Here is a 24,546-nt window from a genome sequence, read left to right as displayed (position 1 = left end):
GTGGTTGCGAACCCATTTCCGAGGCGTTCGTCTCCTTCCGCAGTACGGCCGAAGGCCCCGTCCGCCCGGACGGGGCCTTCGGTGGTGGTTCAGCGGATCACCTTCGGCACAGGAAGGGCTCCGTGTCCTACAGCCAGCTGGTGTCGATCTGGCTCAGTGCGCCGGAGAATGCGCGCACCTCGTCGACCGCGCCGTGCAGGTACTCGCCCCAGCCGCCGCCCGTGAAGGCCCGGCCGATCTGGAGCGGGCCGGTGCTCTTCCACGCGTTCGTGAAGGAGGCGGTCGACGTCGGCTCCGTGTATCCGTCCACGTAGAGCCGGATCTGGTCGGCGGCGTCGTCGTACACGACGGTGACGGTGTGCCCCTGTCCCTCGCCGCCGTCGGCTGCCTCGACGTAGCTGACGACCGTCTCCGGCGCTCCCGGCTGGTCGGCGTGCGTCATGACCAGTTGCCACTGGTGCACGTCCGGCACGTACCGGACCCGGAACGCGTCCGCGTTCTGCCCCGCCTGGGACAGGACGGTCATGGGGTGGTCCGGCTCGCTGTCGGCGAGGCGGACACGGGCGCCGATGCTGAAGCTGTCGTCCGTGTCCACGACGGCCGTCTCGGTCTCTGCGAACGCGGTCGTGCCGTTCAGCTCCAGATGACCGTTGCCGGACAGTGCCGGGGTGCCCGGCACACACTCCGGGTTCTCCGCGCAGTCGTCCGCGGTCGCCGTGATGATCGTTGCGCCGCCGCCGAGGTGCAAGGGACGGCCGCCGTCCGCCTCGGGGCTGAGCCCGTCCGTGGCCGACTCCAGGGACCAGTGTCCTCGCAGCTGCGGCTCCTGGTAGCTGAGGATGTTCACCTCGTCGGGCATGACCATGCGGTCGTAGACCCGGACGTCACTGATCTGGCCCTGCCAGCGGTCGCGGTAGCCGTACTTCCCCTGGGCACGGCCGATCTGCAGATCGCCGACGACAGCCAGGGGTTCCGCCCTCTGCGCCTCACCCGTTTGCGTGCCGTTGACGTACAAGCGAGCCGTTCCGGTCTCGGCGTCGTACAGGCCGAGTAGGTGAGCCCACTCGCCAACATCCGGAGCACCGCCGCTCACGCGCGCACCGCCGATCGCGAACGACCACGTGGCGCCGGTCTGCTTCGGGGCAAGCCCGAGGGCGAATCCGGGACCGGCGCCGGTGTCCTGGCTGGCGACCGTCATGGTGTCGCCGAGCTTCTCGGGGCGCACCCAGGTACTGACGGCGAACGTCGATCCCGCCTTGACCACGGAGGTGTCCGGGGTCAGGAACCCGTGGCCGGTTCCGTCGAGCCGTACGGCCGTCGTCTGCTCCGTGCCCCGAGGGGCGTCCGTACCGAAGGTGACTCCGGTGCCGGTCCGCGCCGTGGGGCCGGTCTCCGCCGCCGCACTGCTGCTGCCTGCGGCGTCGGCCAGCTTCCAGCGGGCGATGGGGGCCCGGCCGGTCTTCACGAAGAACCGGTAGAGAGTGTCCGAGCTCCTGCGGCCGGCGCGATCGATCGCGTGTACGTAGAGGGTCTCCGCCCCGGAGCTGGGCGGCAGCAAGGTGATCTTCGCCGGTCCGCCAGGCTGCTCGGGCTTCACAGTGCCATGGCCACCGCGGATGAACTGGTAGCCGTATGCGACGACGTCCTCGGACGGCGAGTCCACGGTGAAGTGCCCGTACACCCCCACGCCGTCCTGGAAACTGTCCTCCGGGTACTCCGCCGAGGTGACCACGGGCTTCTCAGGGCTCTTGTCGTCGTAGACGAATTCGCACGGTGAGCCGGCGCCGTCGGAACTCCACGGAGACCACGCCATGCCATCCGTCGCCCGCACTCGCCACGAGATCACGGTGTTCGGCGGGACCTCGGCCGGCGTGGTCCACCGATGCGCCGAGCCGCTGGGGAGGTCGTATTCCGTCGTGTACGAGCGGCGCTGTTCCTGGCCATTCGCGTCCTGCCACCATGCCTCGAACTCCGCCTTTACCCAAACGGTGACGGGTGGCACCGCGTCCGGATCGCGCAGCACGGCGGTGAGCGCGGGCCGTTCTGCGACATACGTCCGGCCGTCGCCCGAGGTGCAGGGCATGAAGCTCGTCTTCAGATCCGAGATCAGCGGCTGCGAAGGCGGCTGGTTCTCGGCGGCCACCGCGGTGCCCGGAGCCGCAGCGATCGCCACTGCCGCGACGGCCGAAGCCGCCATGGTTCTCAGACGGATCTGTCTTGCCACGTTTCTTCCCTCCCCTTGTGCCCGAAGATCATCGGAGCGGGCTGGAGCCTAACAACGGGATCTGACAGCTCAGCAGTGATTTTTCGGCCTGGAGGCCGGAGGAAGCACAGAACACGACGATGGCCCCGATCTGGAGATCGGGGCCATCGGGTTGTCGCTGGGGCCGGGGTCTAGTCGCCGACTTCCGCAACGAGGATGATCGCGACGATCGGCTAGGGCGCGCCGCTGCCCTGTCGATCACCACCCGCGCGGTGGCTCACCATCATCACGATGAGGCCGGTCAGCAGAAGCGCGCTGCCTGACAGGGTCCCCCACTGCCGGATGCCGATGTCGCTGATCACCCAGAAGAAGACCTGCTGCCAGCACAGGGCGAAGGCAACCACCAACTGGCCCCAGCCGTAGAGGCGAGGGCGGAGGACCGGCCGACGGTTCGTGGGGAGCACCCAGCCACGGGTGACCGTCGCTACGCCGGAGGCGGCCATGACCAACGCCAGCAGAACAACAGGTATGGCGAGGTAGAGCTTCATGGTCCCTCCCTGCGCGTCGGGCCCGCGCCGGACGCCCGCGTGATCATGGCACCCGCCGCCCCCGCGTCCAGGCGCTTTCCCACAATCCCGGCGAGAGCGCGCCTCAAGGCCGCGCCTGCTGGATCACACACTGACGATGTTCTGTATCGAGGCCCAGCCGTGCATTTCTGGATCGCTCACTCGTAGACAACGGCCGCGCTCAGGGCCTGGGCGAAGTACACCCACTCTGCCCCCTCGGGCATTGCCTCGCCGCGGTTCTTGTACCAGTGCGGGGCCGCCTCGATCCACGCTGCCATGGCCTCAGGGCAGCCCTCGAGTGTGGCGTTCTCCCATTGATCACTTCGTTGGAGCAGGTCGGATCGCAGCTGACGGATGTGCTCTGCGAGATCCCGCCTGGAGGTCACTTCTTCAGCTGGTCCGTACGTGGGCTGCGCCATGTCCGCACCGTACAGCCAGGTTGGTGCACAGATGTACGGGCGAAGCGGGGATACGACGAAGGGCCCCGTCCATGGGACGGGGCCCTTCGGGCTGTGGCTGGGGCCGGGGTCGAACCGGCGACCTTCCGCTTTTCAGGCCGTGTCTGGGCTGGGTAGGGCCTGATCAGGCGGCGAGCCGGTGGCCGTCGACGGCCGTGCTTGTGCGCCGCTGTTGGAGTACGTGTTGGCGTACGCCAAACCTCATGTGGCTGCTTCGCCTGTCCAAGTGAGGCATCGCTGGACGGCGGCCGCCCCGGAATGGTGCGGGGCGGCTGCGTCTCAACTACCAATACCAAGCGCAGTAGTAGTACCGGGAATTGGGGTTGAGCGTCGCGGTCCCTTCGTAGCCGAGGGAGACGACGGCCTCCGACGGTTCAGGAATCTTGTCGCCGTCGTAGTCGTAGTAGAGTGTCATGTTCCAAGTGCTGTTGCGGTTGCGGACGTAGTTGTTGCCAATGGCACCGGGGTACGTCGAGGGGTGGGACACGCCGCAGACGGGCAAAACGCCGACGTCGACGTTCGTGATGTTGCCGTCCGGCTGGTACCAGCACAGACGTTCGCTGTTGCAGGTGGTGGCAGCCTGCGCCGGCGCAGCGCTGAGCGCGCCGAGCGCGATGGCGGCGGCAGCGATGCCGACGACGGCCTTCGGCCGGTTTCGCTTGACGATCACGACTTTCCTCTCCACGGTTGCGGCCGCACGGCGGTGCCGGGCGGCAGTCTCACGCGGTGTTCGCGCAACGGCGCTCGGTCGGAGCGCTCTGAAGCGAAATGATCACAGGGTGGAAGGGCCGCCACGAGGGGTTGGCCAGCCAATCGGGCGGTCAATAATCGAACGGATAAGACCGATAAGCGAGTTGACACTTCGATTGATCATTACTTGTGCTGATGCCATAAGCCTCTCGGGATCACCCCGAGAGGCTTATGAACTGTGTGCACTCGGCAGGATTCGAACCTGCAACCGTCTGATCCGTAGGCGCGTGCGCTCCCGGATGCAGGGCCCTTGCCCGGCCATATCCGCGGCCCTCAGCCGACAGCGAGCAGCGCCGTCGTGCCGCAGTGTGCACCCACGTGCGTGAACGTTGATATCAGGAACTGATGTCATGCTCCGGGTCCCGTCGGGCGGAACCCGGTGTACGCCACGGGTCCGGCTCAGGCAGATTGGAGCAGGTGGCGACCGTCGTGGGCGCGCACGTGGGGTGCGGCCGCTGCGCCCTCCTCAGCGAGCAAGAAGTACCGGCTCTGGCGTCGGTGTCTCGTCCACGAAACCGTGGTCGGTGGGCCGGGCGCTGCGCTGTGCCAGCCACCCCGAGACGCGCGGTCCGCCGTTGACGGCTACGCCCTCCTGGACCGTGCGGACGTGCCTGAACCCCTGGCGCAGGTAATAGCGCTGGAGCGCTTCATTCGTGGTCCAAGCGTCGAGCCGGAGCCACTTTGCCGATGCCCGGTACGCCCGGTCCGCCGCCCAGTCGAGCAGCTGCCCGCCGAGGTTCTGGCCGGCGTGCGTGCGGGCCACGGTGAGCTTGTTGACGAACAATGAGGGTTCGCTCAGCTCCTCGTCCGTCCAGAGCCCGTCCTCTGCTTCAGGGGTCAGGGTGATGGTGGCCGCAGTCGTCTCCCCATCGCGGACCATGAAGACGGTTCCGGCCTCGATGGTGGCCAATAGTCGGTCCGCCGGGTACGGGCGGCTCCACTGGTCGGTGCCGAGTTCGGACAGCCAAGCTGCCGCCTCCTCACGGAAGGCGAGCAGCTTGGACAGGTCATCCGGCACGGCGGGGCGAATGATCACGGTGCCTCGACTCGGGCCGACAGGTCGCCGATCTCGTAGTTCATGTGGTTGAGGTCCCCTCGGAACGTCGTGATGGTGCACCGGATGGGCCGCTCCGCCGAGTAGCCCGTACGCGTCCAGAGCAGCACCGGGACACCGGCACCAAGCTCCAGCAGCCGGGCCTCCTCGGGCGTCGGCATGCGGGTGGCGATCTCGTCGAAGTACCCGATCTGCTCGATTCCGCGGTCCTTCAGGTAACGAGTGGTCCCGTCCGCGATGTCGCCGGGTTCCCTCAGCCGCGGCGCTTCCTCCGCGAGCCACGCGGGGTAGTACGTCGCCTGGGTGGACCACGGCACAGCGTCCACGTACCGGTGGCAGAAGCGCAGGACGGTCGTCGACCCCGGCTCTACCTTCAGCCGCTCCGCGATGTAGTCCCGCGCAGGCTTCAGCTCGACACGGAAGGTCTGATGCGGTCGACGCCCGGCGTTGGTCACGTCCGTGTTGTAGGCGTCGCCGTTCTGCGGGAAGGTCAGGTTCTCGAAGCGCGACGCGTTCAGCTCGAACACCTCATGCTTGCGCACCTCGTAGCCCAGGCCCTGGCTAGACGAGATCAGGCCCTCACTGACCAGCAGATTCAGCCCTGCCCGGACCGTGTTTCGGGAGGCATCAAACCGAGCTGACAGCTCGCTTTCGGAGGGCAGCCGGGACCCCGGCGAGTAGGCGCCACTGTCGATCTCGCGGCGTAGTGCGTCGGCCACCTGCCGGTACTTCGGCTGCTTGTTCATGCCCTCATCATGACGCACTCGCTCAACTTGTTGGTACATGTAGGCCTCAATCCCTTGACGACTCGCTGTCCGTGGGTGCAGCATCACTGCATCAGCTTGTACCAACAAGTTGAGCAAGCGGAGCAATTCCCTTGACTCGCCTTCGCCTGCACTGAAAGTGCCCGGTGAGCCCCGTGAAGACGGGAGCCCCGACCTGGGGTTACCGCGCTCATCGCGGACTGGTCGTTGCTTGAGAACTGAACAGTGAACCGAAGTGAGGTGAGAGTCCTCGCTCCCGTGACGGCCGGGTGAGCCGTCGGCAGTGGTGCGGCGCGTCGGCGCGGCACGCACGATCCTGCGGCCCTGGAGAACGCCCCTTGGGTGCCACCCGCAGTGAGCTGCCCTGCTGAGCGCCAGGCAGAGAGATGGCGCATCGACCTTCGCGGCGTAGCCGCGGCCGGTTGCCTCCGCTGCTCGTCTCGTACGAGCAGCGCTGAGGGGAGCCGGAACTCCCGACTTCAACGGCGCGCGCCCCCGGAGGTGCAACTCCGGGGGCGCTGTTCGGGCCGTTCACCTGTGAGAGGACACGACCCAATGAGCCACATCGTCACTGTTCAGGACGCTGTTACCGCGTTCGCCGACTTCATGGAGCCGACGGACGCCGAGTTGGACGCGGTCGAGCAGGAGATGCCGCTGATCCTGGCGGAGGTAGACCTGGTCGACGCGCAGATCACTGTGCTGGACCGCACGCCGACCGAGCTGGACACCCGCCGCATCCGCCGGGCCCGCCGCCGGGTGCTGGCCGCTCGCCGCACGCTGGCCAACCAGGCAGCGGACGCGCAGAGGGGCGACGCGGCATGAGCGGGCAGGAGACGGCGCGGGAGTTCACCGCGCAGATGTCCGTGCGGGATGGCCGGTGGCGTCTGTACGTCGTGCTGCTCGGCACGACGGAGTGGTGGCCCGAGTTCGCGTTCGGCCGGCGCCGGTCGGTGCCGACGCTCACGGAGCGTTCACGGGCGCTCAGCGTCCTCGGGTTCGAACCGGTCGCGGGCGGTGAGTGGGCTTGGTCGGAGGACAGCGAGACACACGACGACCCTGCCACTGCGGTCATTCTGATTGCTGCGATCCGGGTGCGTTCACGGGCGGAGGTGGGCGCGTGAACGCCGTTCATGTCCGTTCAGCCGAGCGTGCGTTGTCGGCCGGTACGTGGCTGATCGTGGCCGGCGCGATGCTGTATTCAATCCTCACGGTCACCCCGCTGGCTGCGGCTCACACCCCGGATGAGTGGGACTGGACCGCCCCGATCCTGCCACTGGTGGTCGATGCCGCAGTGGTCATCGTCGTCCGTTTGGACGCCGTGCTCGCCCGCCTCGGGGGTCACGGTGGGCGGTGGCCGATCGCGCTGCGGTGGATGACCGGTGGCATGACCCTCGCGCTCAACGTCGCAGACTCCGCCCTGGCCAATGACCTGGTCGGCGTGGCCGTGCACGCGGTCGCGCCGCTGCTGCTCATCGTCACCGCGGAAACCGGGCTCGCCTACCGGCGCGCCATCGCCAAGGCAGTGAACGCGCTGGAAGAGAAGCAGCGGACGGAGCGTGAGCAGCGCGAGCGCGCCGCGGCTGAGCGGCGTGAGGAGGCTGCCCGGCGGGCCCGTGAGGAGCGCGAGCACGCTGCGGCTCTGGCGCGTGAACAGCGGGAGCACGAATCCCGCATGGCCCGTGAACAGGCCGAGCGAGAAGCCGCCGCGCGGCGTGAGGAACGCGAGCGCGAGCAGACCCGCGAGCGCGCCGAGCGGGAGGAGCGTGAACGCAGCGAGCGCGAGCGTGAACAGCTCCAGCGCGAACGTGAACGCCGTGAGCGGGAAGCAGTCGAACGCACCGAGCGGGAGCAGCGGGAGCGCATCGAGCGTGAACGCCGTGAACGCATCGAGCGGGAGGAGCGGGCCGCGCGTGAACGCGCTGCTCTGCTGTCCGCCGGTCCCGCCATGGAGAAGCAGTCCGAGGTTCGCGCCCGTGCCATCGTGCACGCCGCCTACGCCGAGAGTCTGCCGGTGCGGGCCGCGGCGGAGCTGTGCGGCTGGTCGGTGGGCTGGGTCTCGTCTCGCTACCAGGAACTCCGCGACGCCGATGAGTCCGCCGCCCTCGGCGGGCGTGCTTTGGAAGGAGCCACCCCGTGAAGCTCTCCCCCAACACCACCCCGGTCGAGCCGGACAACCTGCTCATCCGGATGCACAACCAGGTCGGCGCCGCAGTCGACGTCACCGGCAGCGACTTCGGCAGCGCGTCGCGGTGGGACTGCCACGGCTGCGGCGCGCACTCCGAGCGCCCGGTGCGCGACATCCTCTGCTTCATCCGCCGGGGTGCGAACGAGCACGCCGGCACCTGCCGCGGCTCCTACCACCGGCTGAAGTGATGGCCAGCGTCCCTGTCTTCCAGTGGCGCCTGGCCCCGGAAGGGATGGCCACCGTACGCCAGCTCCGCGCGATGGGCCTGCGGCCGGGTGGGCAGGACGTGGCAGCCCAGTTGGAGCGTCCGCGGCGCCGTCGCGGCCCGCTGGTCGCCTACCTCTACCGCATCGACGCGGCCAAGCCCGTACGGCCGATGACGCCCGCGAAATGGGCGGCACTGGCGAAGGCGAACGCTGCGCAGCGGATCTGCCCCACCTGCCGCCGCGACGTGGGATATCGCATCCCGCGCTCGCGTGGCATGTGCGGCACCTGCATCCACCACGAGGAACAGTGCGCCGCATAAGCCCTGTTGGCAGGCCCGGCCAACAGCCTCCACAGCACTGGCCGGGCCCTACTCCGCAGAGGAGTGCTCTCAGCATGACGGAACTCAGCACAGAGCCGGTAGCCGTTGAGGCTGCCCCGCCCGCACCGCCCCCGACACCCGCACCGCAGACCACCGCGGCCAAGGACGTGAAGGGGGTGGAGCACACGCCCGGCGGCTGGCCGGTCGTCCCGCTCGCTCTGACCGGTGCGAACAGCACTGTCGGCATGGTCGCCGCCGCCTTCCTGGCTGGCGGGCCCATCGCTGCCATGGTCGCCGCCACCGGCGCCGTGGTCCTGGGCACGGTCGCCGCCGGCCGCTCCCGCAAGCCCAACTCGCGCCGTGAGGCCCGCCGGGCCGCCGCACGTGCCGCTGGCCGTACGGCGGCCCGTAGTGCGGGCCTGCGCCGGGGCGGGGCGGGAGCAAGCGGCGGTCGTACGGCCGCTGGTCGTGGTGCTGGCCGGTCTGGCAGCGTGCCGAGCCAGCAGCGCCGCGGCAGCGGTCCGGCCGTCCGCCATGGCAGCACCGCCACTGGCAGCAAGACCCGCGGCAAGGCTGGTCAGGGCCTGTCCAAGCACGCGGCCGGCGGCACGGGGAAGGCTGCTGGTCGGCTCGGGCAGATACGGGCTCTGCGGGCATCGCAGCAGGCTGCAGCCGGGTCCCGCGCCGGTCAGCGGGCGCAGACCACCGCGGCCCGCCGGGCAGTCGCCGACGCCCGCCGCGACGCGAAAGCCGCCGTCGGCAACAGCCAGCTGGGCAAGCGCGGGAACTCCGGGCGTCCCCTGCTGGGTGGCGCTGCCCGCAAGGCGCGTGGCCTGCGGGATGCGGCCATCGCCAAGAACCGCGCCAAGCGCGACACCAGGACCGGCGGCTCGATCGCGGCGCAGCGTGCCGCGGTCCGTAAGGCCCCCGCCCGCAAGGCGGCCCGGCAGGCGCTGAGGCGTTCTGCAGCCCGCTTCCACGGGCGCCGCCTGCTCGCCGCTCTGCTCGCCCTGCCGGTCGGCCTGCTGGGGTGCCTGACCACGTGGATCGGACGCAAGTTCGATATCCCGTGGCTGATGAACCCCGGCCGCCGCCTCTACTCGCGGCTGGTCCGCACGGCCACCGAACAGCGCGCCGAACGGGACGAAGCCACCCGCACAATCCTGCGCGAGGAGGAAGCCGCGGCGGACGCGGAGGCCGCCAAGGACGGCGCGGACGGCATCGCGGACAGCGTCGAGCGGCCCGCGGCCAAGGTCCCCACCAGCACCACACCCGAAGTGAGTGAAGGAGAGCACGTGTCCGGTTTCCGGTTCGAAGAGGCAGCCTCCGAGATGGAGCAGGCCGCCAACTCCTACGACCCCGAGAACGCCATGGAGATCCTGGCCATGGTCGAGGGGCTGCCGGCCGCGCTGACCAGCGTGGCGAACGTGATGAAGATCCTCGCGGAGCGCTCCGACAGTGAGTTCCCGCTGGAGAAGGAAGTCGCGGACGGCTTCAACGACATCTTCGGCGCCCTGATGAGCGCCGTCGCGGTCGCCGAGGACATGGGCCCGCTGTTCCGGCAGGCCCACGAGCAGGACATCGCCCGGCACGAGGACCCCCGCAACGGCCACGAGGCTGAGAAGGGCTGGAACGTCTGAGATGAGCAGCACCGCCGCCGCCAACAAGAGCAGTGGCCCGGTGCTGGACTGGGCTGCCGGTCACGGTCCCGTGACCGGCGCCCTGTCCGCGACCACCGGAGCCTTCGCCGTCGCCGCCACCGGCGCCGCAACCGCCATGCCGCCCGGCTGGGCCCTCGCGGTCGGCGCCGCCGGCGCCCTCGGACACACCGTGATCGGCCTGCGGGTCCGCAACGCCGGCCGCACCCTCGCTACCCGCGCCGCGTCCTGGCTGGTCGGCGCCGGCTGGACCACGTGGGCCATGACCCACGGCCCACTGACCTGGGCCACCCTCGGCTCGCTCGCCACCATCGGCGTCGGCATCGGCGCCGCCGCGCGTTCTTCGGCGCTGTATGAGGAGGCCCGCGAGGAGGAGGCCATCACTGCGGAGCAGCGGCAGATTGCCGCGGAGCTGTCCGCGGAGCGCCGGGCGATCGCCGCGGAATGGGTGGACCGGATCCAGCGGGTCTGCTCCATCAACCTGCGCGTGCTCGGTGTCGAGAGGTGGGAGACCGGGGCCGGATTCTCCATCGACGCCGAGCTGCCGCCCGGCGGCGCCACCTGGAACAAGATTGCTGCCGAGTCGGCCCGCCTGTCGGCGGATGCCCGGCTGCCGCACGGCTGCACCGCCACCGCCTCCCCGGGCATCGATCAGGGGCGGGTCATCATCGACGTGACCACGGTCAACGTCCTGGAAGAGGAGCGCACCTACCCGACCGACTACGGCCCGCTGTCCCTGCTCACCGGGATCCCGTGGGGCTACCGGACGAACGCGGCAAGCATCCTCGCCTACCTGCGCGAACAGTGCGCGCTCATCGTCGGCCCCACCGGCTCCGGTAAGACCAACATGGTCCACACGATCCTCGCCGGGTTCGCCCGTGCCGAAGACGTGCTGACCTGGGTGATCGACCTCAACGCCGGATCCGCCGGCCTGCCCTGGGTCCTCCCCGCCCTCAACGGCGAGATCAAGGCTGAGGACGGCAAGCCGGTACGGCCGGGCGTGGACTGGCTCGCCGGAACGTACGACGAAGCCATGACGATGCTCGAGACAGCCGTGCGGGTCGCCAAGCAGCGCAAGATGGGCTACCAGGACGTGCTGGCCAAGGCCAATACCGATCTGCTGCCCATCGGCCGGAGCATCCCTCAGATCATGCTGGTCATCGACGAGGGTGCAGAGATCCTGGCCAGCCCAGACCGCAGCGTGCGCAAGCTCGCGGAAAAGATCCTGGAAGTCGTCCGGATCGCCCGCGCCATGGGCATCCGCACCGTCCTGACCGCCCTCGGTGCCACCGGCAGTGTGCTGAGCAACCTCATGATCCGCCGGGAAGCCAAGGTCCGCGTCGCCCTCACGGGCGGTGAGACGGAGGGCATGGACCTGGGCAAGATGTTCCCCGGCACCCGCGGCCTGCGAGTGGACCAAGCCCCCTACAAGGGTGCGGGGTTCATGGGCACTCCGGAGTCTTCGGCCGCGCTGTTCAAGGCGTGGCGGATCCTGCCGAACCAGATCCGGGACATCATCGCCGCCACCTCCGACCGGCACCCCCGGCTCGACGACATCTCCGCCAAGGCTGCCGGACCCGCCTACGCCCGACGCTGGGACACCGAGCGCACCGCATGGATGCGCGACCACAACCCCGGCGACGACAACACCGACGCCAGGCCGTCCGGGGCGGGGTCGGGGCTGAAGCTGTCCGCGCTGACCGACCAGGAGGCAGGGCAGGTCTCGCCGGAAGACGAGATGCTGCGCCGCTTCCGGGCGGAGATCGACGCCCAGTTCGGCACCGCCCCCGACCCGCACAGCCCCGCGGCCGAGACCCCGCCCACGATGGGTGGGTTGAACCTGTCGGCGCTGCGGGGCGAGCAGGACAGTCCCGCACAGCAGGAGGCCCTGGCGCTGCTGCTCGGTGCCGGGCGTGAGGGAACCGGAGCATCCGCGATCGCCCGCGCTCTGGCGGACGCCCGTGGCACGACCCGTCAGACGGTCGTCGGCTGGCTCAAGACATGGGTCAAGGACGGCACCGCCGTCCGGATCGGGGAGGGCACCAAGGCCCGCTACGTCCACCGCCGGCACGCCCCCGAAAGCTGATCGCTTGTCGCTTGTCGCCACCGCCCACACACAAGCCCTCTGGCGGGTCCTGGAAGCCCGAAAACGGCTTGTGACCTGCAAGGCGACAAGCGACAAGACAAGACAAGCGACAAGCCGCACGACAAGCCAGACGACAAGCGACACGACAAGCTACGGGCCGGGCAGCACCCCTGATTCGGGGTGCTGCCCGCCGCGTTGAAGGGACCCCGTTGTGCACCCGAACACGCCTGCCGAGAGCACCCCCGACCCCATCCACCCGCACCTGCGGATGAGCGACGCCGAAGCCACCGTGGAGGCCCACCGGATCATCACCGAGGCGTACCGGCCCGTGCTGCAGATGCCGACCGCCTACCGCGACACGTCCCCGCTGCCCGCCTACGGCACCACCCCGCCCGTTCCCCAGCCCGACAGCCGCATCGTGCCGGCCTGGGCTGCCGGGACCGCCGTCGTCGGTATCGGCGTCGGCGCCGGATGCGTCGGGCTGGGGTGCGGGATCTGGCTCGCCTGCCAAGGATTCGCCGCCGTGACCCTGACCAGCGTCCTGTTCGTCACCCTCCCGATCGCCGCCGTCGCGGCCGTTGCCGCCGCGGTCGGCTCGGCTGTGCGCTCGATCAAGGCCACCCACACCGAAACCCACCACCACTACGCCGGGCCCGTCCGGCAGGAGAACAACACGATCACCGCTCCTGCATACGGGCTGATCGCGCGTACCCGCAACGAACTGCACCGCTGACAACGCCAAGGGCGGCCCCCTCTCGCCAAAGACCGGGCCGCCCTCACCTCCAGCACCCATCTCAAGAGAACTGGAGACCTCCAGCATGACCCAACCTGCCCCTATCGGGCGGTCGCGCAGGCCCCGCCTGCTCGACGCCCTGGAAGGGAGGACCGCCGCATGAACAGCCCTCTGCTTCAGGCCGCTCTGAAGGCCGCCGCACGCGGCTGGCCAGTCTTCCCCCTGCGGCCCGGCGGCAAGCGCCCGGCCGGGCACGCGGAGGAGCGCTGCCCTGGCACTGGCCGCTGCGCCACCGGGCACCGCTACCCCGAGCAGCGCGCCACCACCGACCCGGACCTGATCTGCGCCGCCTGGATGGCACGGCCGTACAACGTGGCCATCGCCACCGGCCCGGCCGGGCTGCTGGTGGTGGACCTGGACACGCTCAAACCGAAAGACGATGAAAGGACGCCTGACGGCGCCGCCTCTTTCAAGGCGCTCTGCGAGCGCGCCGGGCAGGCCGTCCCCACCACCTACCGCGTGCGGACCCCCAGCGGCGGAGAACACCTGTACTTCACCGTCCCGTCCAGGGCACGTCTGAAGTCCAGCGCCGGACGCCTCGCGAAGAAAATCGACACCCGGGCGTGGGGCGGGTACGTCGTCGCCCCCGGCAGCATCACCGCGGCCGGAGCGTACGAGGTGACCGACCCCGCTCCGGTGGCCGAACTGCCCACGTGGCTCGGTGCCCTGCTCCAGTCCCCGGCCGCGCCCACCGTGCCGCAGCCCATCGCGTGGGCCCGCAACGGCTCCCGCGTCGCCCAGGTGGCCCTGGAGCGGGAGTGCGCGGCTGTCCTGGCCGCGCTGGAGGGGCAGCGCAACGCAACGCTGTACAAGTCCGCCTGCAAGGTGGGGCGGTTCGTCGCGTGGGGCGACATCCCCCGGCACGTGGTGGAGGAGGCATTCCAGGGGGCGGGGGAGTCGATCGGACTGCCGCCAGCCGAGTGCCGCACCACCGTGCGCAGCGCCCTGGACTGGTCCGCCCGAACGGCCCGGCCCCGGGAGGCGGTATGAGCCCCCGCCGCTCCCCCCGCCTGGAATGCTCCACCGAAGCCACCAACCGGCCGCAGGACGCCGTACAGGACCCGCCCCGGTCCGCCGTGGGCGCGCCGAAGGGCGTCGCCCGTCAGGGCGTCCTTTCAGCTCTTCGTTCTGACCCGCAGCAGGGCGACGGCCGGTACCCAGTCGCGTGGCTGCACGTCTGCGCGCCCAAGGGCGCCGTACCGACTGCGACTTCGCGGTGTGCCTGCGGGCACGACCGCAGCGCGGTCGGCCGGCGCAAGGTCCTGATGCTCATCGACGCCCACACCGCCCACCGCGACGTATGCCCGCTGCGCAACCCCCAGGAAGGCAGGACCGCCGCATGACCAACCCGACACAACAGACGCCCGAGGACGGCGCGGCCCTGCTCGACGACGTGGAAGCCTTCCACCGCCGCTTCAACGTCTTCCCCACCGAGGCCGCGTACGTGGCGGTCGCCCTGTGGGACGCACACGCCCACCTGCTCGACTGCTTCGATTCCACACCCCGCCTGGCCTTCCTGTCCCCGGAACCGGGGTCCGGGAAGTCACGGGCCCTGGAAGTCGTGGAAACCCTCGTGCCCGCGCCGATGACGGCCGTCAACGCGTCTGCCGCTGCCCTGTTCCGCTCCGTCTCCAACCCCAGCGGGCGGCCCACGATCCTGTTCGACGAAATCGACACGATCTTCGGCCCGAAGGCGGGGGACAACGAGGAGCTGCGCGGATTCCTCAACGCCGGGCACCGCCGTACCGGGGTCACCTACCGCTGCATCGGCGACGGCGGCAACCAGACCGTGCAGGCCTTCCCCTCGTACTGCGGGGTCGCGGTTGCCGGACTCGGCAACCTGCCCGACACGATCATGACCCGCTCCGTCATCATCCGCATGCGGCGCAGGGCCCGGAACGAGAAGGTAGAAGCCTTCCGCGCCCGCATCCACGAGGCCGAGGGACACAAGCTCCGCGACCGACTTGCCCAATGGGCCGAACACGCCCGCGGGTTCGTCATGGGCGCCTGGCCCGACATGCCCGACGGCGTCACCGACCGGCCGGCCGACGTGTGGGAACCCCTGCTCGCCATCGCCGACGTGGCCGGCGGCGACTGGCCCACCCGAGCCCGCGAGGCATGCGTCACGCTCGTGACCGCGTCCAAGGCCAACGACAGAGGCAGCCTCGGCATTCGGCTGCTGACGGATCTTCGTGATCACGTCATGGTCGGCATCGACCGCCTCCCCACCGTCGCCATCCTGGACCGGCTCAATGCCCTCGATGACGCCCCGTGGGCCGACCTGCACGGCAAGCCGCTCGACAACAGGCGGCTGTCGCGGATGCTCGCCGAGTACATGACGGTCGACAACGAGCCCATCGCCTCCCGCAACATCAAGACCGCCGGAAGCGTCCTCAAGGGCTACTGCACCATCGATCTCCGGGACGCGTGGGCCCGCTACTGCCCCCCACCCCCGGAAAGTCCGCTACCTCCGCTACCCGGCATCGAAAACACTGTCTGACCAGCACAAACGGGGTAGCGGCAACCGGCCACGGCAGCCGCTACCTATCCGCTACCGCTACCCCTTCCCGCTACCTCGAACAGGCCTCTCACCTGCGAGGTAGCGGCGGTAGCGGAAGTAGCGGCCCTCAGAGAGGCCCCCCGAAGACCCGCCCCCAGAGGAGGCCCCGCATGAGCACCGCCATGCCCCCGAGCCATCAGGCGCTCACGGTCCCCGAGGTCATGAGTGCGCTCCGCCTGAGCCGCTTCAAGGTCTACGACCTCATCAGGTCCAAGCAGCTCCAGAGCATCACCATCGGCCGTGCCCGCCGGGTTCCGGCCGACGCCCTGCACGCCTACATCCAGAGCAAGTTGGGAGACAACGACTGATGGCCAAGCGCGCCAACGGCGAAGGCAGCATCACCAAGCGCAAGGACGGCATCTACCACGGCCGCGTCTACGTGACCACCACCAGCGGCATCCGCAAGCGCGTCTCGGTCTACGGCAAGACCCGGGACGAGGTTCGGCAGAAGATCACCGAACTGCAAGCGCAGGAGAACCAGGGCATCCCGGTGCCCGACACGAACATGAACCTGGAGGACTACCTGACCTACTGGCTTGCGGCCGTGGTCAGGGTCCACCGACGCCCCAAGACCTTCCAGGGGTACGAGAGCGTCGCACGCGTTCACCTCGTGCCCGGACTGGGGCGAAAGAAGATCCGCACCCTCCGGGCCGCCGAGGTCCGGACGTGGCTCGCCCGCGTTGCCTCCGAGTGCCAGTGCTGCAAGAACGGCTGGGACAAGGAACGCCCCGAGCCCCAGTGCTGCGCCGCAGGAGAGTGCTGCAAGACCCTGCTGTCCCGCCGCATGGTGCAGTCCATCCACGCCGTACTCCGGAACGCGCTCCAGAACGCCGTACGAGAGGAGCTAATCGTGCGGAACGTTGCCCAGCTCGTACAGGTCCCCACGCCCTCGTACGACACCGGGAAGGGGCTCAGCGTCGCTGAGTCCCGCCTTCTGCTCCGCGAGTCCGCAGACGACCGGCTGCACGCGCTTTACGTGCTCGCCCTGGTCCTGGGCATGCGCCGGGGCGAGATTCTGGGGCTCCGCTGGGACGCGGTGGACTTCAACCGAGAGGCGCTGACCGTGGAACGGGCACTCCAGCGCGTTGACGGAGAGCTGCGGCTGGTCAAGCCCAAGACCGTGGCATCGGTTCGCACCGTCCCGCTCCCGCCGGTCGTGGTGAAGGCGCTCACCGGGCACCGCGAGCGGCAAGCGCAGGAGCGAGCGGCGGCCGGCATGGAGTGGAAGGAACACGGACTGATCTTCACGTCCCGCATCGGTACCCCGCTGGAGCCGGACAACCTCCGACGGAGCTGGGACCCGCTTCGCAAGCGGCTTGGCCTGGAGATCCGGTTCCATGACCTTCGGCACTCGGCCGTCTCGTTGCTGCTCGATCTCGGGGTGCCGCCCCACATCGTTCGGCAGATCGTTGGCCACAGCGACATCGGCGTGACCATGAAGGTCTACGCTCACGCGTCGCTGGATGAGCAGCGGAAGGCGCTCCGGAAGCTGGGGGACACCCTCTCCTGAGAGCCGTTGGCGTACCGGTTGGCGTAGCTGACACGAAAACACCCCCTTCGAGAGATCTCAGAGGGGGTGTTTGCCCTGGTAGGGCGGCTGTGGCTGGGGCCGGGGTCGAACCGGCGACCTTCCGCTTTTCAGGCGGACGCTCGTACCAACTGAGCTACCCAGCCATACAGCTCTTGCGAGCTGCAAGCGGTCCTGACGGGATTTGAACCCGCGGCCTCCACCTTGACAGGGTGGCGAGCACTCCAAACTGCTCCACAGGACCTTGCATTGTGCGAGAACCAGTCTCGCACATGGTGATGCGTGCCCCCAACGGGATTCGAACCCGTGCTACCGCCTTGAAAGGGCGGCGTCCTAGGCCGCTAGACGATGAGGGCTAGTGCCTGCCTGGGCGCTTCTCAGCGCGTCGGGGACGTGAGAAGCATATGGGATGGGGGGCGATTCGCCAAAACGGTTTCCGGACGGGGTCGCGTGGCGTCAGCGCGAGCCCGGGAGGTGGCGGCTGACCTCGGCCGTCGTCAGGCCCAGGCCGCCCAGGGTGATCTCGTCCCAGGCCTGGAGGCGGTGGGTGATCCGGTCGAGGTAGAGGACCGAGGTGCGGACCTTTTCCGGTTCGCGGTTCTGGAGCGCGCGCAGGCCGCCGCCGCCCGTGGAGCCCTCGACCTTCAGGCGGGTGCCGAGGGGCAGTACCCGGGTCTCGCGGTGGTGGACGTGGCCGGCGAGGGCGAGTGGGACCAGGCCGTCGGTTTCGCGGGCGGCCACCGGGTTGTGGGCGACCGCGATGTCGACCGGCGTGCCGGCGGCCTTCTGCTCGCGCAGGGCGGAGGCGAGGCGTCGGCCGGCCACGCGTTCGGCGCTGTCGCCGGCTGCCCTGACCGAGCGGTCCGGGGTGAACTGGGGGTCGCCCACGCCGGCCACCCGGAGGCCGGCGACGGTGACGGGCCGGCCCTCGTCCAGGACGTGGACGTTCTTGAGGCGTGAGAAGTAGGCCTGGGTATCGGGCGAGTCATGGTTGCCGCGTACCCAGACGTAGGGGGCGCCCAGGTCGGGAATGGGGTCGAGGAAGGCGTTCTCGGCGGCGCTGCCGTGGTCCATGGTGTCGCCGGAGTCGACGATCACGTCGATGTCGTACTGCTTCACGAGCGAGCCGATGATGTGCCACGCGGCCGGGTTGAGGTGGATGTCGGAGACATGCAGCACCCGCATGGTGGCCGGGTCGGGCCGGTACGCGGGAAGGGTCGAGGCAGCGTCGTACAGTTTGGTCACATTGGTGACCAGACGGGCCAATTCCTTCTGGTAGACATCGAATTCGGTGACGATGGAGCGCGCGTTGCCGACGACGGACGGGGCCGAGCCGAGCAGCCCGGAGTAGCGGGGTTCCAGAACGGATTGGGGGTTCCAGGTCGCGAACGCGCTGACACCGGACGCGGCCAGCAGGGCGAGCGCCAGTCCGCCCGCGGCGAGCGCGCGGCGCGGGCGGCGGTAGATCACGAGACCGAGCGCGGTGGCGCCGGCGACGACGGCGGCGCAGGACCGTACGGCCAGGTCGCGGGTGCCGTGCCGGACGTCACGGGCGATCTCCTCCTGGAGGCCCGAGATCCGCTCGGGGTGTTCCACCAGCGCCCGGGAGCGGACCGGGTCGAGCCGGTCGACGTCCACGTCGAGGCGGACCGGCGCGACATGGGAGTCGAGTTCCAGCGCGCCCAGCGGGGACACGTCGATCTTCGTCCCGCCGGAGAGCGACGGGCGCAGCGTCATGGTGGCGTCCATGGGGCCGACCGGCGTGCGGACGTCGCCGACGGTCAGCAGCCCCAGCCAGGCGCCCGCCAGGACGACGGCGATCAGTCCCAGCGCGCGCTTCCATGCTGTCATTGATCCCGTATGCCCACGTGTGCGCGCATCCATGCCGGGCTTTCGTGTCCGACAATGACGGAGTGCTGGAGATGACGCGCGAGGAGTTCGAGGAACTGGTGGCCGAGGCGCTGGACCGTATCCCGCCGGAGCTGACGCGACTCATGGACAATGTCGCGATCTTTGTGGAGGAAGAGCCCGAGGACCCGTCCGCCCCGGACCTGCTCGGGCTCTACGAAGGGACTCCGCTGACCGAACGCGGCGAGTGGTACGCCGGCGTGCTGCCCGACCGGATCACGATCTACCGGGGGCCGACCCTGCGGTTCTGCGAGAGCCGCGAGGATGTCGTCGTGGAGACCGAGATCACCGTGGTGCACGAGATCGCGCACCACTTCGGCATCGACGACGAGCGGCTGCACGCGCTGGGGTACGGGTGAGCGCGCACCCGCACCCGCACCGGCATCCGGATACGTACGGGGACGAGGCCATCGACCCGGACGTCGATCTTCATGTGCCCGCTCAGCGCGCGGAGACCGCAGGCCACGCCAAGTGGGTGGTGCTCAGCACCATCTCGGCCGGCGGTGCGCTCGGCGCGTCCGCCCGGTACGGGGCGTCGCTGGCCTGGCCCTCGGTGTGGGGGATCTTCGCCGTCAATGTGCTGGGCTGTGCACTCATCGGGGTGCTGATGGTGCTGGTCAGTGAGGGCGGCCGGGCGGAGTCCGCGCATCCGCTGGTGCGCCCGTTCCTGGGGGTGGGGGTGCTCGGCGGGTTCACCACCTTCTCGACGTACGCCGTGGACTTCGCGCGGCTGCTGGACCGCGGGGAGGCGGGTGTCGCGCTGGCCTATGCGGCGGGGACCCTTGCCGGTGCGATGGGCGCGGTGTGGCTGGGGGCGTCCGTGACACGGGCGGCGATACGGGCAGGGCTGGGTGCCGAGTGACGTGGGTGCTGGTGATCGTGGGGGCGGTGGTGGGCGCGCCGCTGCGCTATGTGATGGACCGCGCTGTGCAGGCGAGGCATGACTCGGTCTTTCCCTGGGGGACGTTCGTGGTGAACGCGGCGGGCAGCCTGGTGCTGGGCGCGGTGACCGGGGCCGCGGTGTCGTCGTCCGCGTACGCCCTGCTGGGCACGGGGCTGTGCGGGACGCTGACCACGTACTCGACCTTCTCGTACGAGACGCTGCGGCTGGCCGAGCGCGGCTGGCGGTTCCTCGCGGCGGCGAACATGGCGGCTTCGCTGCTGGTGGGGCTCGGCGCGGTGTTCCTGGGCCGGGAGGTGGCGGCGGCACTGGCGGCTTAGGGCGTGTCCCCCGCGGGTCCGGGGGAGTTGGGCATCACAGACGCCCACCCTGCTTTGCCGTGCCCCGGAGGTGCCGCCGTGCGCCAGTTGTCCGTCCCCGTCCGATGGGCCGCCGCCGCCCTCGCCGCCCTCGCCACGACCGGCTGCATGAGCGTGAGCGACGACGGCAGGCCCGCGCCTGCCTCCTCCGGGGGGCGCAGCGGCGCCGTGGCCGAGCCGGACGGCGGGGCGGACCCGGGGGGACGGACCGGCGGCCGGGGCGGGCACACGTCGGAGCACGGGGCCTCCGGCCCACGGGACCGGGTGTCGCCGAGCCCGAGCACCTCGGCGGCACCCACTCCTTCGAGGAGCGCCCCCCGCGCGTCGGGCGGCGGCCCGCCGGTGTCGCCGCCCGGGCACCCGGAGCCCTCGCCGACCGGTGGGAACGCCTCGCCCTCCAGTGAACCGAGCCCCACCCCCGAACCGCCGGAGCCGACCGAATCGCCGACCCCCGAGCCGACACCGACCGAGGAGCCGACCCCGTCCGAGTCGCCCGCGGTCGAAATGCGGGCCAGAGCGCTGCGGTGGATGCCGGGCGGGCTGGGTGAGCGACGGGAGCCGATGCCATTGCCGCAGATGGCGCCCGTGTTCGCCGGGATGTGACGCAGCCGGGTTTGCCAGAGGGGGGTGTGTGCCCGTATGGTGGTAGATCGTTTGATCCCATTTGCCCGGCGCCACGAAGAAGCGCGCCGCGTGTGGCGCGTACTCTCCCTTGCCGTGACTGACCGCATCGAGGCGGTCGACTTGCGAATTCACGGAGTTTGGGCGCGTGCCGAGACTCCGGAAGGTTTCGCAGTTCGCATGTCTGTTTCCAGCACTGACCACGTCGTCATGCCCGAGAACGAGGCCGCCGAGGCCGTCGCCGAGGCTCCCCTGAATGCCACCGAGGCGGCCCCCGCCGAGGAGCCTACGCTCACTTTCGGTGACCTGGGCCTGCCCGAGGGCGTCGTCCGCAAGCTCGCCCAGAACGGTGTCACCACCCCCTTCCCGATCCAGGCCGCGACCATCCCGGACGCCCTGGCCGGCAAGGACATCCTGGGCCGCGGCCGCACCGGCTCCGGCAAGACCCTCTCCTTCGGTCTGCCGACCCTGGCCACGCTGGCCGGCGGCTACACGGAGAAGAAGCACCCGCGCGGCATCATCCTCGTGCCGACGCGTGAGCTCGCGATGCAGGTCGCGGACGCCCTCCAGCCGTACGGCGACGTGCTCGGCCTGAAGATGAAGGTCGTCTGCGGCGGTACGTCCATGGGCAACCAGATCTACGCCCTGGAGCGCGGCGTCGACATCCTCGTCGCCACCCCGGGTCGACTGCGCGACATCATCAACCGCGGCGCCTGCTCCCTCGACCAGGTCCGGATCGCCGTCCTCGACGAGGCCGACCAGATGGCCGACCTGGGCTTCCTGCCCGAGGTCACCGAGCTCCTCGACCAGGTGCCCGAGGGCGGCCAGCGGATGCTGTTCTCCGCCACCCTCGAGAACGAGATCGACACGCTCGTCAGGCGCTACCTGAAGAACCCGATCACCCACGAGGTCGACCCGTCCGCGGGCGCGGTCACCACCATGACCCACCACGTGCTGGTCGTGAAGCCGAAGGACAAGGCGCCGGTCACCGCCGCCATCGCCGCCCGCAAGGGCCGCACCATCATCTTCGTGCGCACCCAGCTGGGTGCCGACCGCGTCGCCGAGCAGCTGCGCGACTCCGGCGTGAAGGCCGACGCGCTGCACGGCGGTATGACCCAGGGCGCCCGCACCCGCACCCTGGCCGACTTCAAGGACGGGTACGTCAACGTCCTGGTCGCCACCGACGTCGCCGCCCGCGGCATCCACGTCGACGGCATCGACCTCGTCCTGAACGTCGACCCGGCCGGTGACCACAAGGACTACCTGCACCGTTCGGGCCGTACCGCCCGCGCCGGCCAGTCCGGCACGGTCGTCTCGCTGGCCCTGCCGCACCAGCGCCGCCAGATCTTCCGCCTCATGGAGGACGCGGGCGTGGACGCCTCCCGCCACATCGTGGGTGGCGCCGGAGCCTTCGACCCGGAGGTCGCCGAGATCACCGGCGCCCGCTCGTTGACCGAGGTCCAGGCCGACTCCGCGGCCAACGCCGCCAAGCAGGCCGAGCGCGAGGCCGCCGACCTCACCCGGCAGCTGGAGCGCGTGACGCGCCGCGCCGCCGAGCTCCGCGAGGAGGCCGACCGCCTGATCGCCCGCGCGGCACGCGAGCGCGGCGAGGACCCGGAGACCGCGATCGCCGAGGCGGCGGAGGCGGCGGAGGCCGCCGAGGCGGAGGCCGAGGTGCTGGTGCCCGAGCAGCCGGTGGCGGAGGAGCGCCGCGAGCGCCGCGACGAGCGGGGCAACTTCGAGCGCCGGGAGCGTCGTGACGACCGCGGTGACCGTGGCGGTTTCCGCCGCGACGACCGTGGCGACCGTCCGTTCAACCGTGACCGGGACCGTGGTTTCGAGCGTCGTGACGACCGGGGCGGTTTCCGTCGGGACGAGCGTCGTGACGACCGCGGTGGTTTCCAGCGCCGGGACAACGACCGTCCCTTCAACCGCGACCGCGACGACCGCGGCGGTTTCCGCCGTGACGACCGGGGTGGTTTCCGTCGGGACGAGCGTCGTGACGACCGCGGTGGTTTCCAGCGCCGGGACAACGACCGCCCGTTCAACCGCGACCGCGACCGCGACCGTGGTTTCGAGCGCCGTGACGACCGCGGGGGCTTCCGCCGCGACGAGCGCCGCGACCACCGGGCCGGCAGCGACCGTCCGTTCAACCGCGACCGCCGCGACGACCGCCCCTCCGGCGGCTTCCGCTCCGGTGACCGCCACGACCGCCCGTACGGCCGTCGCGACGACCACCGTGACCACCGCGGAGGCAGCTCCTTCGGCGGCCGCCGCGACGACAAGCCGCGCTGGAAGCGCAACGGCTGATCCCGCCTGACGGATCGGCAGGGCCCGCACCCTTCCTGGGGGTGCGGGCCCTGCCGCGTGATGCGCCTCCGGTCTTGAACATGTTTGGTAACCCCTTACGTGGCGGGTGGGCCGGCTGCCTCCTGGGACGGCAAGGACGCGGCCGGCAAGCTCGTCGGCAACGGTTCGTACACCTGGACCCTGACGGCCCGCCCCGCGGACGGCCACGGGGCCGGCCTGGTGCAGTCCGGGACGGTGAAGCTGTCGGGCGCCGCGGGGGTGCGGCGCGACCACGTGGGTAACGACGGTGTCGGTGATCTGGCGTCGTTGAGCTCGACGGGCGCCCTCGCGTTCCGACAGGGGACGGGTGCGGGGACGTTCTCGGGTTCGTCGGTGGTGGCGGTGCCGTTCGGCGATGTGAATGGTGATCGTTGCAATGATGTGCTGGTGCGGTTGAGCAGTGGTGAGCTGCGTGCGTACAAGCCCACCTGTGGGAAGGCGCTGACGCCGTCGACGGCGTACACGAAGCCGAGTACGGCGTTCGCGCAGTTCAATGTGCTGACGTCGCCGGGTGATGTGACGGGTGACGGGCGGCCGGATCTGGTGGCGCGTCAGGCGTCGACGGGTGACATCTATCTGTATGCGGCGAACAGCACGGGCGGGATCACGGCGCGGGGCCGGATCGGCAAGAACCCCTGCCCGGGTACGGTCTGGGCCCGTCGAGTGACCTTCGACAGGCCCAGAACCCCATACCCGGTCGGCTGCCGGGTTCCTTCGGGCTATGCTCGGGGGGTGACTCGCCGAGGGCCGTTAGCTCAATTGGCAGAGCAGCGGACTTTTAATCCGTTGGTTGTGGGTTCGAGTCCCACACGGCCTACTGTCAGCGCCCTCGCTGACCTGCTGGTTTTCTCCGGCAGCGTCGGCGGGGGCGTTTTCCGTCGCCTCGTTGGGAGCGGATTGGGAACACGGGCCCTGGCTGGGTACGAGCGGCGCGGTCTTGGGAGCGGGGATCAGGGCGCCGGCGCGCTCCGAGGCGTCCCGGCCGCGGCCCTCGAATAGGCGGCCGTAGGTTTCCACGGTGATACCGATGGTCGAGTGCCCGAGTCGCTTGGAGACGACGACCGGGGCGACGTCTGCGGCGAGCATGAGCGAGGCGTGCCCGTGGCGCAGGCCGTGCAGCCGGACGCGGCGCAGTCGTCGGCGCTGGTCGTCGGGAAGGTGGGTGTCGTCGTCGAACCGGACGGCGTCGACGGGCGTTCTCCTTGATTGTGGACACCCTGATCATTGGATCGTGAAGATCCATAGGGCAGAAGTTCCCGTTGGGGACGTCGAAGTAA

At 70.1% G+C, this 24,546-nt stretch carries 26 protein-coding genes and 4 tRNA genes; 20 read left to right on the top strand and 10 right to left on the bottom strand.

Going from position 1 to position 24,546, the window contains the following annotated elements; genetic code table 11:
- Positions 1-127: 127 nt before the first annotated feature.
- From ABD858_RS15635 to ABD858_RS15610, 6 genes are all read right to left on the bottom strand, one after another.
- Positions 128-2,224 carry a LamG domain-containing protein gene (locus ABD858_RS15635; protein WP_345037812.1) on the bottom strand — a complete coding sequence of 699 codons (2,097 nt, stop codon included), beginning with the start codon at positions 2,222-2,224 and terminating at the stop codon, positions 128-130.
- A 212-nt stretch (positions 2,225-2,436) separates the two neighbouring features.
- The gene (locus ABD858_RS15630; RefSeq protein ID WP_345037810.1) at positions 2,437-2,751 is read right to left on the bottom strand and encodes a hypothetical protein; all 315 of its coding nucleotides are present in this window, start codon (positions 2,749-2,751) and stop codon (positions 2,437-2,439) included.
- Between the two features lie 176 nt (positions 2,752-2,927).
- A complete protein-coding gene (locus ABD858_RS15625; protein WP_345037808.1) occupies positions 2,928-3,188 on the bottom strand; it encodes a DUF7660 family protein in 261 nt (86 codons plus the stop codon).
- A gap of 322 nt (positions 3,189-3,510) precedes the next feature.
- Positions 3,511-3,897: a hypothetical protein gene (locus tag ABD858_RS15620; protein ID WP_345037805.1), complete on the bottom strand. Its 387-nt coding sequence runs from the start codon at positions 3,895-3,897 to the stop codon at positions 3,511-3,513.
- A 546-nt stretch (positions 3,898-4,443) separates the two neighbouring features.
- On the bottom strand, positions 4,444-5,013 hold the full coding sequence (locus ABD858_RS15615; protein WP_345037803.1) for a GNAT family N-acetyltransferase: 570 nt from the start codon (positions 5,011-5,013) through the stop codon (positions 4,444-4,446).
- The gene (locus ABD858_RS15610) at positions 5,010-5,777 is read right to left on the bottom strand and encodes a GntR family transcriptional regulator (RefSeq protein WP_345037800.1); all 768 of its coding nucleotides are present in this window, start codon (positions 5,775-5,777) and stop codon (positions 5,010-5,012) included. Before ABD858_RS15610 ends, ABD858_RS15615 begins: the two co-directional genes overlap by 4 nt.
- Positions 5,778-6,350: 573 nt before the next feature.
- Here ABD858_RS15610 and ABD858_RS15605 point away from each other — a divergent pair.
- From ABD858_RS15605 to ABD858_RS15545, 13 genes are all read left to right on the top strand, one after another.
- Positions 6,351-6,617, top strand: coding sequence for a DUF6284 family protein (locus ABD858_RS15605; RefSeq protein ID WP_345037798.1), 267 nt, complete (start codon positions 6,351-6,353; stop codon positions 6,615-6,617).
- On the top strand, positions 6,614-6,916 hold the full coding sequence (locus ABD858_RS15600) for a DUF6303 family protein (RefSeq protein WP_345037795.1): 303 nt from the start codon (positions 6,614-6,616) through the stop codon (positions 6,914-6,916). Before ABD858_RS15605 ends, ABD858_RS15600 begins: the two co-directional genes overlap by 4 nt.
- Positions 6,913-7,932, top strand: a complete 1,020-nt coding sequence (locus ABD858_RS15595; protein ID WP_345037793.1) for a DUF2637 domain-containing protein — start codon at positions 6,913-6,915, stop codon at positions 7,930-7,932. The genes ABD858_RS15600 and ABD858_RS15595 overlap by 4 nt, the downstream gene beginning before the upstream one ends.
- Positions 7,929-8,168, top strand: coding sequence for a hypothetical protein (locus tag ABD858_RS15590; RefSeq protein WP_345037790.1), 240 nt, complete (start codon positions 7,929-7,931; stop codon positions 8,166-8,168). The genes ABD858_RS15595 and ABD858_RS15590 overlap by 4 nt, the downstream gene beginning before the upstream one ends.
- Complete coding sequence (locus ABD858_RS15585) at positions 8,168-8,506, top strand: RRQRL motif-containing zinc-binding protein (RefSeq protein WP_345037788.1); 339 nt, start codon at positions 8,168-8,170, stop codon at positions 8,504-8,506. Before ABD858_RS15590 ends, ABD858_RS15585 begins: the two co-directional genes overlap by 1 nt.
- A 74-nt stretch (positions 8,507-8,580) precedes the next feature.
- Positions 8,581-10,146 (top strand): hypothetical protein, encoded by a 1,566-nt coding sequence (locus ABD858_RS15580; protein WP_345037785.1) that lies wholly within the window; start codon positions 8,581-8,583, stop codon positions 10,144-10,146.
- A gap of 1 nt (position 10,147) precedes the next feature.
- Positions 10,148-12,250, top strand: coding sequence for a hypothetical protein (locus ABD858_RS15575; protein ID WP_345037783.1), 2,103 nt, complete (start codon positions 10,148-10,150; stop codon positions 12,248-12,250).
- 211 nt (positions 12,251-12,461) lie between these two features.
- Entirely contained in the window at positions 12,462-12,983 is a 522-nt protein-coding gene (locus tag ABD858_RS15570) for a hypothetical protein (protein ID WP_345037780.1), read from the top strand.
- 159 nt (positions 12,984-13,142) lie between these two features.
- Positions 13,143-14,033: a bifunctional DNA primase/polymerase gene (locus ABD858_RS15565; RefSeq protein ID WP_345037778.1), complete on the top strand. Its 891-nt coding sequence runs from the start codon at positions 13,143-13,145 to the stop codon at positions 14,031-14,033.
- Entirely contained in the window at positions 14,030-14,386 is a 357-nt protein-coding gene (locus ABD858_RS15560) for a hypothetical protein (RefSeq protein WP_345037776.1), read from the top strand. Before ABD858_RS15565 ends, ABD858_RS15560 begins: the two co-directional genes overlap by 4 nt.
- Positions 14,383-15,543 carry a DUF3631 domain-containing protein gene (locus ABD858_RS15555; RefSeq protein ID WP_345037774.1) on the top strand — a complete coding sequence of 387 codons (1,161 nt, stop codon included), beginning with the start codon at positions 14,383-14,385 and terminating at the stop codon, positions 15,541-15,543. Before ABD858_RS15560 ends, ABD858_RS15555 begins: the two co-directional genes overlap by 4 nt.
- Positions 15,544-15,713: 170 nt before the next feature.
- The gene (locus ABD858_RS15550) at positions 15,714-15,911 is read left to right on the top strand and encodes a helix-turn-helix domain-containing protein (RefSeq protein WP_345037772.1); all 198 of its coding nucleotides are present in this window, start codon (positions 15,714-15,716) and stop codon (positions 15,909-15,911) included.
- The gene (locus tag ABD858_RS15545; RefSeq protein ID WP_345037769.1) at positions 15,911-17,113 is read left to right on the top strand and encodes a site-specific integrase; all 1,203 of its coding nucleotides are present in this window, start codon (positions 15,911-15,913) and stop codon (positions 17,111-17,113) included. Before ABD858_RS15550 ends, ABD858_RS15545 begins: the two co-directional genes overlap by 1 nt.
- 90 nt (positions 17,114-17,203) lie before the next feature.
- Here the strand turns inward: ABD858_RS15545 and ABD858_RS15540 are convergent.
- The 4 genes from ABD858_RS15540 to ABD858_RS15525 form a co-directional block, all read right to left on the bottom strand.
- A tRNA-Phe gene (locus ABD858_RS15540) sits at positions 17,204-17,277 on the bottom strand.
- Between the two features lie 23 nt (positions 17,278-17,300).
- Positions 17,301-17,375, bottom strand: a tRNA-Asp gene (locus ABD858_RS15535).
- A gap of 39 nt (positions 17,376-17,414) precedes the next feature.
- Positions 17,415-17,487: transfer RNA gene (locus ABD858_RS15530), tRNA-Glu, on the bottom strand.
- A gap of 100 nt (positions 17,488-17,587) precedes the next feature.
- Positions 17,588-19,015, bottom strand: a complete 1,428-nt coding sequence (locus tag ABD858_RS15525; RefSeq protein WP_425586208.1) for a metallophosphoesterase family protein — start codon at positions 19,013-19,015, stop codon at positions 17,588-17,590.
- Positions 19,016-19,044: 29 nt separating this feature from the next.
- Here ABD858_RS15525 and ABD858_RS15520 point away from each other — a divergent pair, with 29 nt between their 5' ends.
- The 7 genes from ABD858_RS15520 (at position 19,045) to ABD858_RS15490 (ending at position 24,475) form a co-directional block, all read left to right on the top strand.
- Positions 19,045-19,398 (top strand): metallopeptidase family protein, encoded by a 354-nt coding sequence (locus tag ABD858_RS15520; RefSeq protein ID WP_345044573.1) that lies wholly within the window; start codon positions 19,045-19,047, stop codon positions 19,396-19,398.
- On the top strand, positions 19,395-19,901 hold the full coding sequence (locus tag ABD858_RS15515) for a fluoride efflux transporter FluC (RefSeq protein WP_345037764.1): 507 nt from the start codon (positions 19,395-19,397) through the stop codon (positions 19,899-19,901). The genes ABD858_RS15520 and ABD858_RS15515 overlap by 4 nt, the downstream gene beginning before the upstream one ends.
- Entirely contained in the window at positions 19,898-20,260 is a 363-nt protein-coding gene (locus tag ABD858_RS15510; protein ID WP_345037762.1) for a fluoride efflux transporter FluC, read from the top strand. The genes ABD858_RS15515 and ABD858_RS15510 overlap by 4 nt, the downstream gene beginning before the upstream one ends.
- Before the next feature lie 78 nt (positions 20,261-20,338).
- Positions 20,339-20,902: a hypothetical protein gene (locus ABD858_RS15505; protein ID WP_345037760.1), complete on the top strand. Its 564-nt coding sequence runs from the start codon at positions 20,339-20,341 to the stop codon at positions 20,900-20,902.
- A 198-nt stretch (positions 20,903-21,100) separates the two neighbouring features.
- Positions 21,101-23,230: a DEAD/DEAH box helicase gene (locus ABD858_RS15500; RefSeq protein WP_345037758.1), complete on the top strand. Its 2,130-nt coding sequence runs from the start codon at positions 21,101-21,103 to the stop codon at positions 23,228-23,230.
- Between the two features lie 783 nt (positions 23,231-24,013).
- Positions 24,014-24,086: transfer RNA gene (locus ABD858_RS15495), tRNA-Lys, on the top strand.
- 218 nt (positions 24,087-24,304) lie between these two features.
- Positions 24,305-24,475 (top strand): hypothetical protein, encoded by a 171-nt coding sequence (locus ABD858_RS15490; protein WP_345037756.1) that lies wholly within the window; start codon positions 24,305-24,307, stop codon positions 24,473-24,475.
- The last annotated feature ends 71 nt before the right edge of the window (positions 24,476-24,546 follow it).

Source organism: Streptomyces sannanensis (assembly GCF_039536205.1).
Classification (GTDB): Bacteria; Actinomycetota; Actinomycetes; order Streptomycetales; family Streptomycetaceae; genus Streptomyces; species Streptomyces sannanensis.
This window is presented reverse-complemented; position numbering and strand designations above follow the sequence as displayed.